Annotated in this window: 16 protein-coding genes, 1 tRNA gene and 1 pseudogene; all 18 read right to left on the reverse strand. The window is 65.6% G+C overall.

What is annotated here, in order from left to right; genetic code table 11:
- Nucleotides 1-130: 130 nt before the first annotated feature.
- Nucleotides 131-238: pseudogene (locus tag KZX60_RS11055) on the reverse strand (IS5/IS1182 family transposase); the annotation flags it as partial.
- Nucleotides 239-273: 35 nt separating this feature from the next.
- The gene (locus KZX60_RS11060; protein WP_248118401.1) at nt 274-1,029 is read right to left on the reverse strand and encodes an alpha/beta fold hydrolase; all 756 of its coding nucleotides are present in this window, start codon (nt 1,027-1,029) and stop codon (nt 274-276) included.
- Nucleotides 1,030-2,171: 1,142 nt separating this feature from the next.
- Entirely contained in the window at nt 2,172-3,113 is a 942-nt protein-coding gene (locus KZX60_RS11065; RefSeq protein ID WP_061873195.1) for a cation diffusion facilitator family transporter, read from the reverse strand.
- 2 nt (nt 3,114-3,115) lie between these two features.
- On the reverse strand, nt 3,116-3,466 hold the full coding sequence (locus KZX60_RS11070) for a metalloregulator ArsR/SmtB family transcription factor (protein WP_225348724.1): 351 nt from the start codon (nt 3,464-3,466) through the stop codon (nt 3,116-3,118).
- Between the two features lie 175 nt (nt 3,467-3,641).
- Complete coding sequence (locus KZX60_RS11075; RefSeq protein ID WP_088477526.1) at nt 3,642-4,271, reverse strand: LysR substrate-binding domain-containing protein; 630 nt, start codon at nt 4,269-4,271, stop codon at nt 3,642-3,644.
- On the reverse strand, nt 4,220-4,702 hold the full coding sequence (locus KZX60_RS11080) for a hypothetical protein (RefSeq protein ID WP_180971856.1): 483 nt from the start codon (nt 4,700-4,702) through the stop codon (nt 4,220-4,222). Before KZX60_RS11080 ends, KZX60_RS11075 begins: the two co-directional genes overlap by 52 nt.
- A gap of 44 nt (nt 4,703-4,746) precedes the next feature.
- Nucleotides 4,747-4,820: transfer RNA gene (locus KZX60_RS11085), tRNA-Cys, on the reverse strand.
- A 15-nt stretch (nt 4,821-4,835) separates the two neighbouring features.
- Nucleotides 4,836-5,354, reverse strand: coding sequence for a carboxymuconolactone decarboxylase family protein (locus tag KZX60_RS11090; protein ID WP_088477527.1), 519 nt, complete (start codon nt 5,352-5,354; stop codon nt 4,836-4,838).
- Between the two features lie 13 nt (nt 5,355-5,367).
- The gene (locus KZX60_RS11095; RefSeq protein ID WP_102708274.1) at nt 5,368-5,739 is read right to left on the reverse strand and encodes a winged helix-turn-helix transcriptional regulator; all 372 of its coding nucleotides are present in this window, start codon (nt 5,737-5,739) and stop codon (nt 5,368-5,370) included.
- A 35-nt stretch (nt 5,740-5,774) separates the two neighbouring features.
- Nucleotides 5,775-6,428 carry a hypothetical protein gene (locus KZX60_RS11100; RefSeq protein WP_224356247.1) on the reverse strand — a complete coding sequence of 218 codons (654 nt, stop codon included), beginning with the start codon at nt 6,426-6,428 and terminating at the stop codon, nt 5,775-5,777.
- 64 nt (nt 6,429-6,492) lie between these two features.
- Entirely contained in the window at nt 6,493-6,798 is a 306-nt protein-coding gene (locus KZX60_RS11105; RefSeq protein WP_088477530.1) for a metal-sensitive transcriptional regulator, read from the reverse strand.
- A gap of 10 nt (nt 6,799-6,808) precedes the next feature.
- Nucleotides 6,809-8,896, reverse strand: a complete 2,088-nt coding sequence (locus KZX60_RS11110; RefSeq protein ID WP_158493369.1) for a heavy metal translocating P-type ATPase — start codon at nt 8,894-8,896, stop codon at nt 6,809-6,811.
- Nucleotides 8,897-9,116: 220 nt separating this feature from the next.
- Nucleotides 9,117-9,716, reverse strand: coding sequence for a YdhK family protein (locus KZX60_RS11115; protein WP_158493366.1), 600 nt, complete (start codon nt 9,714-9,716; stop codon nt 9,117-9,119).
- A gap of 97 nt (nt 9,717-9,813) precedes the next feature.
- Complete coding sequence (gene fdxA / locus KZX60_RS11120; RefSeq protein WP_006214165.1) at nt 9,814-10,143, reverse strand: ferredoxin; 330 nt, start codon at nt 10,141-10,143, stop codon at nt 9,814-9,816.
- The gene (locus KZX60_RS11125; protein ID WP_158493367.1) at nt 10,140-11,375 is read right to left on the reverse strand and encodes an MFS transporter; all 1,236 of its coding nucleotides are present in this window, start codon (nt 11,373-11,375) and stop codon (nt 10,140-10,142) included. The genes fdxA and KZX60_RS11125 overlap by 4 nt, the downstream gene beginning before the upstream one ends.
- 45 nt (nt 11,376-11,420) lie before the next feature.
- Complete coding sequence (locus KZX60_RS11130) at nt 11,421-12,566, reverse strand: FAD-dependent oxidoreductase (protein ID WP_088477534.1); 1,146 nt, start codon at nt 12,564-12,566, stop codon at nt 11,421-11,423.
- Nucleotides 12,567-12,612: 46 nt separating this feature from the next.
- Nucleotides 12,613-12,966, reverse strand: a complete 354-nt coding sequence (locus tag KZX60_RS11135; RefSeq protein WP_006214162.1) for a metal-sensitive transcriptional regulator — start codon at nt 12,964-12,966, stop codon at nt 12,613-12,615.
- A 66-nt stretch (nt 12,967-13,032) separates the two neighbouring features.
- Nucleotides 13,033-13,284, reverse strand: coding sequence for a YHS domain-containing protein (locus KZX60_RS11140; RefSeq protein WP_006213356.1), 252 nt, complete (start codon nt 13,282-13,284; stop codon nt 13,033-13,035).
- Nucleotides 13,285-13,320 lie beyond the last annotated feature (36 nt).

The following is a 13,320-nucleotide window of genomic DNA, read 5'->3' on the forward strand; positions in this document are numbered from 1 at the left end:
CCACTCCACGATCGGCCAGGTGAGCCCAAATAGCTACGAGAACGCCTACGACGCCGCGAGGTCAGCTACCCTCACGGAAGCGGCATAACCGAACCGACACCGTGTCCACGATCAAGGGGCAAGGCCCCACCATCGTGCGGGCATCGGCGAACGGCCTGCCGGCGCGGCCGGTCCGGGTCGGGAGCATCGGGGCGATCAACTCCCATTGGGTGTCAGAGAGCATCTGGAACCGGGACATGTCCCCAGGGTCTCAGCTGACTCGTGCATCTATTCTCAGACACGCCCTAGGTCGAACTGCCTATCCGCCGCCTCCAAGATCTGCGCCCATTCCCCCGGCGTTGGGTGATGACCCATCCCGGTGACCTCGAGCAGTGCGCTTGCCGGGGTCGCGCCGGCGAGGCGGCGCCCCTGATCAGGTGGTGTCATGGTGTCTTCTGTTCCGACCACGACCAGCAGCGGATGGACTAGCTGATCCGCGTGATGCAGCGGGGACGAGTCCTGCCACTGCCGTGGCTGCAGGGTCTTTTCCAGATAGCGACGGACCCCGCCGAAAGCCGTGTCCTGCGCGAAGGAGGGCAGCTCCGTTGGGGCGTTGACCAGGACCACGCCGTCGAGGGCCCCTGCAGGCTGATCCGCCGCGGCCAGGGCTGCCATCAGCCCTCCCATGGAAAACCCCACCAGCACGATGCCCGACACCTCCGGCTGCCAGCGGATCCAGGCCAGGACCCGTGAGATGTCAAGGGAGGCGCTGAGCCCGTAGTCGTCGACACCGGTGGAACCGTGCCAGCCGCGCAGGGAGATGCTCACCGCGTGCCATCCACGATCGAGTACCTGGCGTGCGACCGGGGCCATGGTCGAAGCATCCTCACCCCACCCGTGCAGCAACAGGATTGCTGGCGCCTGCCGGTCACACCACCAGGCGTACCCGCCCAGCTGCACGTCCTCGAACTCCAACAACACCGGGACCGCGCCGGGAAGACGGGGCAGCACCGTGGTGCCGGTTGGGTGTGGGGTCAGCGGGCTCTCCATGAACCCATGGCAGTCCCGTGGTGCGCGGACGTCAAGATTCCCAGCGGGTTTTTCGGGTGGCGAGCAGGGCGTGGTCCATGGCCCGACGACACCGACTGTGTCAAGATCTCAGGCCCCCAGACCGGTATGCAGCATACCCGCGCGTTTGTGCAATCTTCGCTGCATCTCGACACCGGTGCCCGGGTCATGGAGGGGATGGGTGGCAATCTCGAAGGGCTCCAGGTCGACGTCCCGTGTGGTCCCGCGGCGGGCATCGCGCAGGGTGATTTTTCCCGAGGGTAGGGGAGTCATTGCGGGCTGGGGCATAGGGCCAGCGTGGCACATCGGTTTCCCGGCAAGTCGGGTGGCGAGAGGGAGTCACGCGGCCCAAGCTGTCAAGATCTGGGGCGCTCTTCGGCGTATGAATCAAATTGGCGCGTTTTGGAACTCTTCGTTGCATCTCGACAGAGGTGCGCCGGAGACGGCACCGCAGGAGTGCCGTTGTAGAGATGCAGCGAAGATTTCACACGACACGCGGTGAACCCTTCTCGGAGCAAAACCTTCAGCGGGGTCTGTGAAATGTACCCCTCGGCCGCCGAGAGAGTCATCAACGCCCAGGGTCAGTACATCTAGCCGACCACCCTGACCGCTGCGTCGCGGACATGTCCCAGGCGCGCGCCTGACAGTGCGCTCATGCCGGGAAGGCGATTCTGAGGCCGTGCCACCTGCCGCTCGACTTCCGCCTCAGGCACCGGGTGCAGAGGAGTCACCTCTCGTGGTCGACGGCGGGCTATCAGTCGGGGATGCTCTCGCGTGCAGCCTTGCGAATCTGTGCTGAAGCGTGCTGCGAGGCAAAGGTCAGCAGTTGAGAAACAGCTGGCGGGCGTGAAGCAGGAACTGGTGACAGCTGATCGTTAGTGCCGGGAGGCTGAGGATGAGTCGTTGGCGGCCGTGCATCCGGTGAGCAGGAAAGCACCGACCACGACGGTGATTGCAGCGGTTTTCGTTCCGCCGTACTTCGGGAATGGCCTGAAGTTTTTCATGGGATTCCTTCCCGTGTCTGCCCGTGGTGCCAATTGGCCTTACTACCCCATAGGGGTAGTGCCTACCTGCGTGACGCGGAAGCGCCCCCGCCCGGAACGAGCCCGGGAGGGGCACTGCGTTCAGTCGTGCTTGCTGATTTCCGGTTCATGTTCGGCAATGTGCTCGGTCTCGATCTGGAAGGTCGAGTGATGGATGGAGACCTCGAAGTGTCCTGCGACGCAATCTTTGATCTCGTGGAGCGTCTGCGCGGCACGACCGTCGGTGAAACACTCGTCCTCGACGACGACGTGGGCGGTCAGGATCGGCAGGCCGGTCGCCACAGTGGAGGCGTGCAGGTCATGGACATCTTTGACATGGTCAAGTTCGAGGATGTGCGAACGCACCTTGTCGAGGTCGAGGCCCTTGGGAGTGAACTCCATAAGGACGCCGGTGGTCTCGCGCATGAGCTTGAACGCGCGAGGCACGATCAATGTGGCGATAAGCAGTCCGGCGATGGCATCGGCCTGCATGAACCCGGTCGTGGCGATGACGATCGCCGCGATGATCACTCCGAGCGACCCGAGGGCATCATTGAGAACTTCGAGGAACGCGGCACGCATGTTGAAGTTCGAACCGCGGCTGGAGGCGAGGATGGTGATGGCGATGATGTTCGCGACCAGGCCGATGATGCCGAATATCAGCAGTTCGCTTGCGGGCACCTCCGGCGGCTCGAACAGTCGCCGGATGCCTTCGATGGCGGCGTAGGTGCCCACCGCCAGCAGCAGTGCCGACTGTCCGAGGGCTGCGATCACTTCGATACGCCGGAACCCCCAGGTGCGCTTGGAGTTGGCGGGCTTGAGCATCAGCGTCGCGGCGATCAGTGCGACCAGCAGCCCGGAGGCATCGGTAATGGCATGGGCGGTGTCGGTCAGCAGTGCGAGGCTGCCGGTGATGATCGAGCCGATGGCCTGGGCGACGACGATCGTCGCGGTGATCGAGAATGCGATCCAGAGTTTCTTGCGGAAATCTCCGGGGTGACCGGTCTCGCTGGCGGCGGGGCCGTGATTGTGTCCTGCGCCCATGACTACTTCTTGTCCGTATCTGTCGCGTGGTGGGTATGTGGGAGTCGCAGGTGCGTGCAGAGCAGGGTCTGCGTGCCGGTGGCATCGAGGAGGCGTTCGGCAGCGGCGATGAGGGTACGCAGGAGCTCGGACTGTGCCAGCGAGTACCAGGTGGAGCGCCCTTCCGGGCGCATCGTCGCCAGGCCGCACTCGACGAGGAAGCCGACATGCTTGCTCACCGTGGACTGGGCCAGGCCCATGTGCTCGACCAGGTCCCGGACCCGGTGCTCCCCGGAGGCGAGGTGCTGCACGATCGCTAACCTCGTCGGCTCCGCAAATGCCTGGAACAGGTGGGCGTACGCTACTGTCGCCACTTCGTCGAGGGTTGCCCCCTCCTCTTGAATCATCGTCATAGGGCGATCATATCGCGCTAGAGCGATATTGTCGAGTGTGATCTGTTGCTCCGACACGGAATGAAGCTCAGGGGTCCCGTCGCACCCGAGGATGGGCTACCTGGGGGATGGTCGGTCGCATAGCTGCAGTGGGAAGCTACGCCAGCTGACCATCGGCCCCGGTGGAGAGCAGGCGGGGTGGGGAGCCGATGTCGATGAGTCGGGTGAAGTAGTCCTGTGCGCAGGTGGCGACGACCCCCACCTGCGGGTGGCTCCTCCTCTGCCCTGGCCAGGTCAGCGCCACGGTCACCGGTGGGGCATCCTCGATGGGCAGATAGACCACCTCCGGCGCGCGGTGATTGTGCGTTGTCGCCTCTGCAGTGATGCCGATGGCGTCGCCGACAGCGATGCGGGTTAACCACTCGCCCGTGTTCGCCACCGAGATCGTGCGCGGCATGTGAGCAGTCGTACTCCACAGCTCCCCGGTGGCCGTCGGAGCGGTCGCGCAGACCGCCACCGGCCCGTCAGCGAGATCGGCTAGGGTCACCGACTCCTGCCGGGCACGGGAGTCGCTGCTCGTCACCGATACAACCAGGCGTTCGGTGAACAGCGGTAACCGCTCCAAACCCGGACCAATGGCACGTTTGGGTGGAGAAGAGCGGATGAGTGCGGCATCGATCGCCCCCGTCGCGCAGCGCCCAGATCGGGTCCGTCGGGCGACTGTATTCGATGAGCTCAGCGTGCCCGCGCTTCCATTCCTGGAACAGAGGCAAGGTGTGACGGCCAAAGCCGGCCCAGGCGCAACGGCACCAGGATGCGCAGTGAGGCCGTGGTGCGATCTTCCAGGTGAAAAGGCAGGTTTGAATCCGGTTCCGAGAAGGGCACATGGGCCTGGGTCCGACGATCAGACTCTGTTGTGAGCCGCGGCCCGCCCTCGCCCTCGCAACGTTCAAGTGAGTAGATCCTGGAACGGCCGAACTTCAGACGGATGCCGTAGCCGCCGTTGGGTCCGTCAGGCAGAAACTCTGCCCCCAATTCTTCGAGGGCGGCCCGCACACGCTCCTGCTTCTTCTCCGACAAGTCGTGTCGCCCCTTCTCGAAGTCGCGCAACTCTTCCTTGGTCACGTTGGCTTCGCGGGCGATATATTGGGCGCTCACCTTCACGAGGATGCGCGCGGCGCGTGTCATGTCCCCGTTGGAGATGTGCTGGCTCTCCATCACTCGCCTCCTGCGACGTGTGTCCTATTGGGCTCAGCGGGAAGTGGAGGTGCCTACGGGATTCGAACCCGTGTAAACGGTTTTGCAGGCCGCTGCCTATCCTCTCGGCCAAGGCACCAAGTCGCCGGCGAAGTCAGTCGCCCGGCGTGAGGCCAGCAACCAGGTTGAAGGCGCCGGTGAGAATGTTCAGCGACACGACCCCGACGACATCAGAGATCTCACGGTCGCTGTACCCGTATCCCCGAAGCTCGTCAATCTGCTCGTCGGTGATCGACGTAGGCTCACGGTAGACCTGGAGGCCGAGCGCGATCATCGCCGCGACCGGGCTGGTCATCGCCGTACCCTGCTGGGCGAGTGCGATCTCGTCATCGCTGACCCCGAGCGATCGTGCCGCGCTGATGTGCGAGGCCAGGCACATTCCGCATCCCTGCTTCGACTGCACGGCGATCGAAACGAGCTCGCTGACTTTACGGTCGAGCTTGGCGCGACGCATGGCTTTGCTCAGGTCGAGATAACCGCCGAGCACCGCCGGGGAGTGCGCCATCGTCGAGACCATGTCTCCGACCTGGCCGTGCCGCTCGACGAGATCGCCGAGCAAGTCTCGTGAGGCCCCCACTGCGGTCTCAGGGGTTAATCGGGAAAAACGGGGCATGATGCCTCCTCTGTCAGTTCGGTCGCAAGTTCGAGGTGGGAGAACCTGCACGAGTGCGTTCCTGCTGCTGATGTTCGGCATGGAAGATCGCAGCCTCAGCCAGCGCCCCGGCATGCACACCGTTCAATAGGTAGAAGTCGCGGGACTCGCGTCGCTGCCGACTCACGATCCCGGCCGACTCCAGGCGGTGAAGCTCGTGGGAGGTCTGGTCGACGGGAAGGTCGACGATGTCCGCCAGATGATTGGCAGAGACCTCGATGTCGCGAATGGCGAGGATCATCTTCACACTCACCAGATTCGCCAGCAACGCGAAGACTCCGACCGCCGCATTCAGATGCGGTGTGTCATACGTGGCGTGCGCGTGCTCAACCTCTTTCATAGTCATTAATACTACCCTATACCCCTATAGGGTATCAAGGGTTATTCAATCGATGTGACGGACTTGGAGACGCGTGGCCGGGTGCGGCGGATCGGGGTGAGGCCAGAGGCGACGGGTCCGCGCAGGAGCACGTGTCCAGTCGGGAGGGTCAACCGCGTCCAACGGCCGGCGGTTGAGATCGTGGCCCCGTTTCCTCGGCTGAGGAACCCGAAGACGTAGGCGGCGAACGCAACGCCTTGTGGCAGCGATGCGAGTGCCGTGTCCGGGGTGCCCCAGACCGTGCCCCGGATCTTGCGGACGACATCGTCGCCGGGTTTGTCGGGAAGTGCTTGGGCGACGGCCTCGATGCCGGCACGGGCGCTGCGCATCAGCGTCAGGCTGGTCACATCGGCAATAAGTCTCCACCCGTGTTGCGGGGGTTCGACGCTGGTCCAGGCGGGTGCCAGCGCGGTCTCCGGCAGCGCCAGGGTCAGGGGGTCGGCGGTCGCGGTCAGGGTGTCGACGGTGACGTCGCACTGCAGCTCGGGGTCGGAGCGGAGCGTGCGAAGGACGAGGATCGTAGGAGTGCGGTCGAGCGGGCCACGGGGCGTTAGCGCGGCTGCGGCCTGCAAGCGCACGCCATGGGCACCGGCCTGCGCGGCCCGCTGAGCGAAGGTGAGCGCGTCGCGGGCGGGCGGCGCGTCGGCGAGGATCAAGCGCGCTGGCATCCTGAGGGTTTGTGCCCGCCGTGTCCTGGAACGCGGTGGTCAGGGGCCGGGTTCAGGAGCGAACGAGCCGGTTGATGGCGTCGGTGGCTTCCTGGATCTTCTCGACGGCCGCCTCGTCGCTGAGCTTGGCGGCATCAAGCACGCAGTGCTTGAGATGGTCGTCGAGCAGACCAGTCGCGACCCCCTGGAGGGCACGGGTCAGGGCGGAGACCTGGGTGAGGATGTCGATGCAGTACTTCTCCTCATCGATCATCTTCGCGATCCCACGCGCCTGTCCTTCGATGCGCTTCATGCGGCCGAGATAGCGCTCCTTGTCGCTGATGTAGCCGTGCTGGTGGGAATCGTTATCGACAGACATGGGCATGTCCTTACTTCTGGCGCTCCAGGACGGAACGCGTGCTAGCTTCGGGTGTAAGGTCGATGCGCCGCAGCAGCTGGGCGTTGAGCGCGACAACCACGGTGGAGGCTGACATCAGGATCGCGCCGATCGACATTGGCAGGACGAGTCCCACCGGTGCGAGGATACCGGCCGCCAACGGCACCGAAAGAAGGTTGTAGCCGGCGGCCCACCACAGGTTCTGCTTCATCTTGCCGTATGCGCGTCGCGACAGCTGGATGATCGAGAGCACGCTGCGTGGGTCGGAACTGGCCAGGATCACCCCGGCCGAGGCGATGGCGACATCGGTGCCAGCGCCGATCGCGATGCCGACATCGGCCTGCGCCAGAGCCGGGGCGTCGTTGACGCCGTCGCCGACCATCGCGACCCTCTTGCCCTCTTCCTGCAGCTGGGAGACCTTCGCGGACTTGTCCTCCGGGCGCACGCCGGCGAAGACGCGGTCGATGCCGAGCTCCTTGCCGACCTCGTTCGCGACCGCCTCGGCATCGCCGGTGATCATGACGACCTCGACGCCGAGGGCGTGGAGGGCGTCGACGGCGTAGCGGGATTCTGGCCGGACCTCGTCGGCGAGCCTCAGCCCGCCGACCACCTGGCCGCCGCGGAGAACGTGCAGAATGATCGCGCCCTCGGAGCGCCATGCCTCGGCCGTGCCGACCTCGTGCTGACCGGTCTCCTCGAGCAGCCGGGGCCCGCCGACGCGGACCTCCTGGCCGGAGACGGTCGCAGTGACGCCGACGGCGGGCGAGGATGAGAAGCCGCTGGCCTGCTGGAGGGCAAAACCCTTGTCCTTGGCGGCGGTGACGATGGCCTTGGCGAGCGGGTGCTCGCTGTCGGCCTCGGCCGAGGCAGCGAGGGCGAGGACCTGGTCGGCGTCGAGTTCGCCGGTCGGCTCGACGCCGGTGACGGTGGGCTCGCCCTTGGTCAGCGTGCCGGTCTTGTCGAACAGGACCGCGTCGACCTGCCGCATGGACTCCAGCGCCAGGCGGTCCTTCACTAGGACGCCGCCGCGGGCGGCTCGCTCGGTGGCGATGGAGACGACCAGCGGGATCGCCAGGCCGAGGGCGTGGGGGCAGGCGATGACGAGCACGGTGATGGTGCGCACGACGGCCTCGTCGGGCATGCCGATGAGCGTCCAGACGACCGCAGTGACCAGCGCCGCGCCAAGAGCGAACCAGAACAGCCAGGCCGCGGCCTTGTCGGCGATCCGCTGGGCGCGGGAGGATGAGTTCTGCGCCTCGGCGACGAGCCGGTTGATGCCGGCCAGGGCGGTGTCGTCACCGGTGGCGGTGATCTCCACCCGCAGGCCGGAGTCGGTGGCGACGGTGCCGGCGGTGACGGTCTGGCCCTCGCCGCGAGAGACCGGGCGGGACTCGCCGGTGATCATGGACTCGTCCATCTCGGCGCGGCCGTCGACGATGGTTCCGTCAGCCGGGACGCTGCCGCCGGGGCGCACGAGGACCACGTCGCCCACGTCGAGGTCGGCTGGGGCCACCTTGACGACGTTCTCGCCCTCGACGCGCTCGGCCTCGTCTGGCAGCAGTGCCGCCAACGAGTCGAGCGCCGAGGTGGTCTGGGCCAGGGAGCGCATCTCGATCCAATGGCCCAGCAGCATGATTACGATCAGCAGCGCCAGTTCCCACCAGAATTCGAGCTCATGATGGACGAGCCCGAGCGTGGCGGCCCAGGAAGCGAAGAAGGCCACCGTGATCGCCAGAGCGATGAGCAGCATCATCCCGGGCTTGCGGGACTTCAACTCGCTGACGGCACCGGTGAGGAAGGGCCTGCCGCCCCAGACGTACATGACGGTGCCCAGTGCCGCGGCGACCCAGCCCGCCCAGCCGGGGACCTCGTAGCCCAGCAGCATGGCGAACATCGGTGAGAGGGCAACCGCGGGGATGGCGATGACGAGGTTGATCCAAAACAGCCGGCGGAACTGGCCAACGTGGTCCCCGTGCCCGCCATGGCCGCTGTGATCTCCGTGCCCACCGTGCTGGGCATGCTCATCGTGGCCGCCGTGCTCGTCGAGGCCCGTGTGGCCTGAGTGCTGCCCGTGGTCCATGGCGTGGCCCTGATGCCCGGTGTGCTGACCCTCGCGCGTGCCGTGCGCATCCGCCGAGGCGTGCGCGGACACAGACCCGTGGTGATGCTCGCCGTGGGCGGGTGTATCGGTTTCATGGCCGTGGTGCTGGTGTGAGTTCGGGTCCGTCATGATTCCTCTCCTCCGTCATCGAGCCAGGCCGATTGCCGCTCACCCGGTGGCCGGGCAAGCGAACGTCGGCTCAGGACGCTGGTTGGATCTCGCTCTCGACGACCCACTTGTGGTTCGTCATCTTCATGCCGTCCGTCTCGTAGTCGACCATGTAGACCGTCTCATCGGTGGACGAAGCGATGGTGGCCTTTACGCCTTCCATGCCTTCCATGTGCTCGGCGAGCAGAGTCACCTCTGTGCCGTCGGCCAGACGCTCGTCGCCGGCATCCTCAATTTCTTCCTGCACGACCCACTTGTGATCAGTGACGGGGTCGCCGCCACCTGCGGGCGTGTAGTTCACGGAGTACGTGTACGTGTCGAATGCGCCGGAAATCGTTGCTGTAGCCCCTTCCATGCCTTCCATGTGGTCGGCCGTGAGCTGCACCTCGGTACCGACAGGGTAGGTGGGCTCACTGGCTTCGGCGATACCCTCGGGTGCCGGTCCGCCGTCCATCGGGTGCTCCATCTCCTCATCACCGCTTTCTGCGTTGTTGCCGCCGTGGCCCTGATGCTCCTCAGTAGCCGAAGGGTCGGTCTGCTGGTCGTCGTCTGCTCCGCTGGCGCAACCGGCGAGCACGAGCGCCACTCCGAGCGCTCCCGCTGCCAGTCCTGTTCGCAGTCTCCTCTGCATGTCATTTCCTTTCATCAATATGCCTACCATATACCCCTAGGGGGTACTAGTCAAGGATTGTGTGTTGTGTCGGTATGGATCAATCGGAAGCCCCTTCTCAGAGGGTCTGCTCGTGTTGGATGGGCAATGCGGCGATGAGGGGATGGTCGAAGCCCGTCGGTCCGATCTTCGCGGCTCCTCCGGGAGAACCCAACTCGTCGAAGAACTCGACGTTGGCCTTGTAGTAGTCAGACCATTCGTCGGGCAGGTCGTCTTCGTAGTAGATGGCCTCGACGGGGCAGACCGGTTCGCAGGCTCCGCAGTCGACGCATTCGTCGGGGTGGATGTAGAGCGAGCGTTCGCCCTCGTAGATGCAGTCGACAGGACATTCGTCGATGCAGGCGCGGTCCTTGACGTCCACGCAGGGAAGCGCGATCACGTAGGTCATGGCTGCTCCTCTCGGTCGGGTGCGGATCGGCGGTGAGAGCCGGTGGGAGGCTCGGGGAAGTCGTCAGTCTCTGCCGGGCCTGCGGCCGGGTGCGGGATGCGCAGGCGCAGGACGGTGGCGACGAGGCTGAGGGCGATGATGATCGCACCGAGGATCGTCATCGTCCCCGACAGGGTGAGCACCGGCACGAGCAATCCGGCGACGATGGTGGGCACGCCGAATGCCAGGTAGGCAACTGTGTAGATCACAGCCATCACGGCGGCGCGTTCCGACGATGCCGTGTGGGGCATGAGTGTGCGCAGTACCCCGAGGAACGCTGTGCCGAACCCGGAACCGACGATCGCGACCGAGGCGACATAGGCTGAGTAGGAACCGAGTGCGAGGGCGCCGATGCTCACTGCGGTGCCGAACGCCAGGGCACTGGTCGCATACAGGCTGATGGTGCGGGCGGAACGCCGCTGTAGGACGGACGAGGCGGTGACTCCGGAGATCGCCAGTGCGAAGATGACGATCCCAGCTTGGGTGTGCGTGGAGCCCCCAAGCTCACTGCCGACGAGGTCGGCTCCGAGCGCAAGGAAGAGTCCGTTGGTCGCCCACCCGGCGATGATCACGGGCACTCCGACGGTGAACATGCGGCGTAGGTGCGGTGGCACGGTGAACCGCGGACGGAGGTCGCCACGTCGTATCTGGGTCTTCGGGACCAGTTCCGGTGTGCTCCACACGACCGTTGCCACGATGAGGAAGGCAAGCACGAGCGACCCGAAGACGGCAGTTGTCGGTTCGGAGGTGAGATCGAGGAGAAGTGCAGCACCGAGAGCCCCGGCCCCAAGGCCAATCATCGGGCCGATCGTGTTCCACAGGGCTGCGATGTTCCGATGTGACGGGGACTCGAAGTCGATCATCATCGCCGACAGCGCCGGGATCAGCAGACCCGCTGCGAGCCCTTGCAAGGCTCGGGCGACCAGGAGCGCCGCGAGGCTACCGGCGAACCAGAACATGGCCACGCTCAGCGCCAGCGCCAAAGAACCGGCGGCCACGACCGGACGTCGGCCGACGTGGTCGGAGAGTGGTCCGAGGTAGAGCAGCGCGGCCAGGAGGGTGAAGGTGTAGACCGCGAACACGAGTGTGGTGGCGACGGGGATGAGTCCGAGCCGTTCGGCGATCTGGGGATAGAACAAGGACGGCGCGCTGGCAGCGGCCATCATGAGAATGGTCGCTGCCAGCGAGAGCACGAAGCCCCACCGTGGGATCTGCCTAATACAGTCTCCCGCCATTGCCTATGCCCGCACGCCGTGGAGCTGCTGCCCCCACTGGTAGACGGTGCCGACTGCGTCGATGCCAGTGACGCCGACGACGATGCCGTCGATCTCGTGGCGGACGATGAACTCCTCACCCGCTTCCAGGTGGGCGTCTGCGCCGGCTGTGTACCCGACTCCGGAGATCATCTGACCGTAGACCATTGCCATGTAAGGGCTGCGTGGCAGGTAGGCGCCCGGATCGTCGCTAACGCCGAGGTCGTGCAATGCGGCCCGCGCGGCATGCGCACCCTGTGCGGCGGCGTCTTCCCAATGGTCGATGCGCCAGGCGTCCAGTGCTTCGTCGTGGTGCGTGGCCACGCCTCCGGCTGCGTAGACGTGGTCTGCCGCGGCGCGGAGGTGATCGTCGACGTCGATACCGTTCGTCCACGGTGACGGGGCTGCGGGCGTCGTGCCGAGCGCGAGGAGAAGGAAGTCAGCCACGACGGGATTTCCGTCGTTGAGGGTGATGGTGACACCGGATTCTGTTTCGTCGACATGCTGGAGAGTGCGACCGAATCGGGCCTGCACCTTGGCGGCATGGTCGGCGGCGAGGCGCTCAGCCACGGGCGCCCCAAACGCTCCGACGCCGGGAACTGAACTGCGGGAGACCAGCGTGACCATGTGTCCGTCGGCTTGCAGAGACGAGGCCGTCTCGGCTGCGATGATTCCACCGCCGTAGATCGCTACCCGCGCGGGTCGCCCCAGTCCGGTCAGCAGCTTTCGGATGCCCAGGGCATCCCCCACGGAGTGAAGAGCGGTGACCCGCCCTTGTCCGGCGTCGTCGCCGCCGAACACGTCAGCGGGCAGGGAGCGGGGCATGCTCCCGGTCGCGACGATGAGCGCGTCGTAGGAGACTTGTGCGCCGGAGGTCAACTGGGCCTGCTTCGCCGAGGTATCGACTTTAAGCACGGTGTCGGCGATGACCTCGATCTGAGGCAGCGGGAGCTTGATCATCTCCGGCGGTGTCTGACCGAACGCGATTCCCTTGATGAGCATCCGCGTATAGGGCGTCTCCCCGGTGCGGGTCACCAGCGTCACCCGGACATCGTCGCGTGAGGCGAGAGTGCGGGCGGCTGCGGCCCCGGCTGCTCCCGATCCGAGGATGAGGACGTGCTGTGGGGTCATAGAAGAACTCCTGGATGCTGGTCGTGATCGAACTGATGCGCCGGCGTCAGGAGCGCACGAGGCGGGCGATGGCCTCGGACGCCTCGCCGAGCCTCTGCTCGCTGACTGGTCCGCCGGCGAGTGCGGCGTCGAGGACGCAATGCTTGAGGTGATCGTCGAGCAGGCCGAGGGCGACGTTTTCGAGTGCCCTGGTGACTGCGGAGATCTGGGTGAGGATGTCGATGCAGTAGCGGTCCTCGTCGACCATCCGATCGATGCCGCGGATTTGGCCTTCCAGGCGGCGCAGGCGATTGCGGTACTTCGTCTTATCGCTGATGTATCCGTGGACGGACGCGTCGCCGTCGCCTCCTGCGGGGCAGGTGTCGAGATGGGTTTCGGTGGTGGGAGTCGTAGTGGTCATGTCGGCTCGCTCCGATCAGGTGGCGGGGTGCCGCAGCGGTGCCGCGGCACCCCGCACGCTGGTGGATTACGCCATGTTGGCGGCGTACTTGGCTGGGTCCGAATCGAACGCGGGCCCACAGCCAGCGCAGCAGAAGTAGTAGCGCTCATCCTCGAAGTCGCGGTAGAGGCCGGCGGCCTCGGCGGTCTTCTTGCTGACCGGGGTGCCGACCATGACCGGGCAGGTAGTCATGTCATCGGCGCCCCCGCCAAGAAGGTTCTCGCGTCCACCGTTCTCCACGGCCGGGTTGGTCTCGTTCGTGCTGCAGCAGCTGCTCATTCTCTGGTGTTCCTTCGTTATTGGATTCGTGTGGAT

Source organism: Micrococcus sp. EYE_212 (assembly GCF_023147585.1).
Taxonomy (GTDB): Bacteria; Actinomycetota; Actinomycetes; order Actinomycetales; family Micrococcaceae; genus Micrococcus.

Excerpts from the sequence above, each read along its gene's own strand:
- KZX60_RS11135 (WP_006214162.1), bottom strand. The coding sequence starts at position 12,966 with ATGACCACTACGACTCCCACCACCGAAACCCATCTCGACACCTGCCCC.
- KZX60_RS11140 (WP_006213356.1), bottom strand. The coding sequence starts at position 13,284 with ATGAGCAGCTGCTGCAGCACGAACGAGACCAACCCGGCCGTGGAGAAC.
- KZX60_RS11130 (WP_088477534.1), bottom strand. The coding sequence starts at position 12,566 with ATGACCCCACAGCACGTCCTCATCCTCGGATCGGGAGCAGCCGGGGCC.
- KZX60_RS11115 (WP_158493366.1), bottom strand. The coding sequence starts at position 9,716 with ATGCAGAGGAGACTGCGAACAGGACTGGCAGCGGGAGCGCTCGGAGTG.
- KZX60_RS11065 (WP_061873195.1), bottom strand. The coding sequence starts at position 3,113 with ATGGGCGCAGGACACAATCACGGCCCCGCCGCCAGCGAGACCGGTCAC.
- KZX60_RS11095 (WP_102708274.1), bottom strand. The coding sequence starts at position 5,739 with ATGACTATGAAAGAGGTTGAGCACGCGCACGCCACGTATGACACACCG.
- KZX60_RS11110 (WP_158493369.1), bottom strand. The coding sequence starts at position 8,896 with ATGGACCACGGGCAGCACTCAGGCCACACGGGCCTCGACGAGCACGGC.
- fdxA (WP_006214165.1), bottom strand. The coding sequence starts at position 10,143 with ATGACCTACGTGATCGCGCTTCCCTGCGTGGACGTCAAGGACCGCGCC.
- KZX60_RS11090 (WP_088477527.1), bottom strand. The coding sequence starts at position 5,354 with ATGCCCCGTTTTTCCCGATTAACCCCTGAGACCGCAGTGGGGGCCTCA.
- KZX60_RS11080 (WP_180971856.1), bottom strand. The coding sequence starts at position 4,702 with ATGGAGAGCCAGCACATCTCCAACGGGGACATGACACGCGCCGCGCGC.
- KZX60_RS11060 (WP_248118401.1), bottom strand. The coding sequence starts at position 1,029 with ATGGAGAGCCCGCTGACCCCACACCCAACCGGCACCACGGTGCTGCCC.
- KZX60_RS11105 (WP_088477530.1), bottom strand. The coding sequence starts at position 6,798 with ATGTCTGTCGATAACGATTCCCACCAGCACGGCTACATCAGCGACAAG.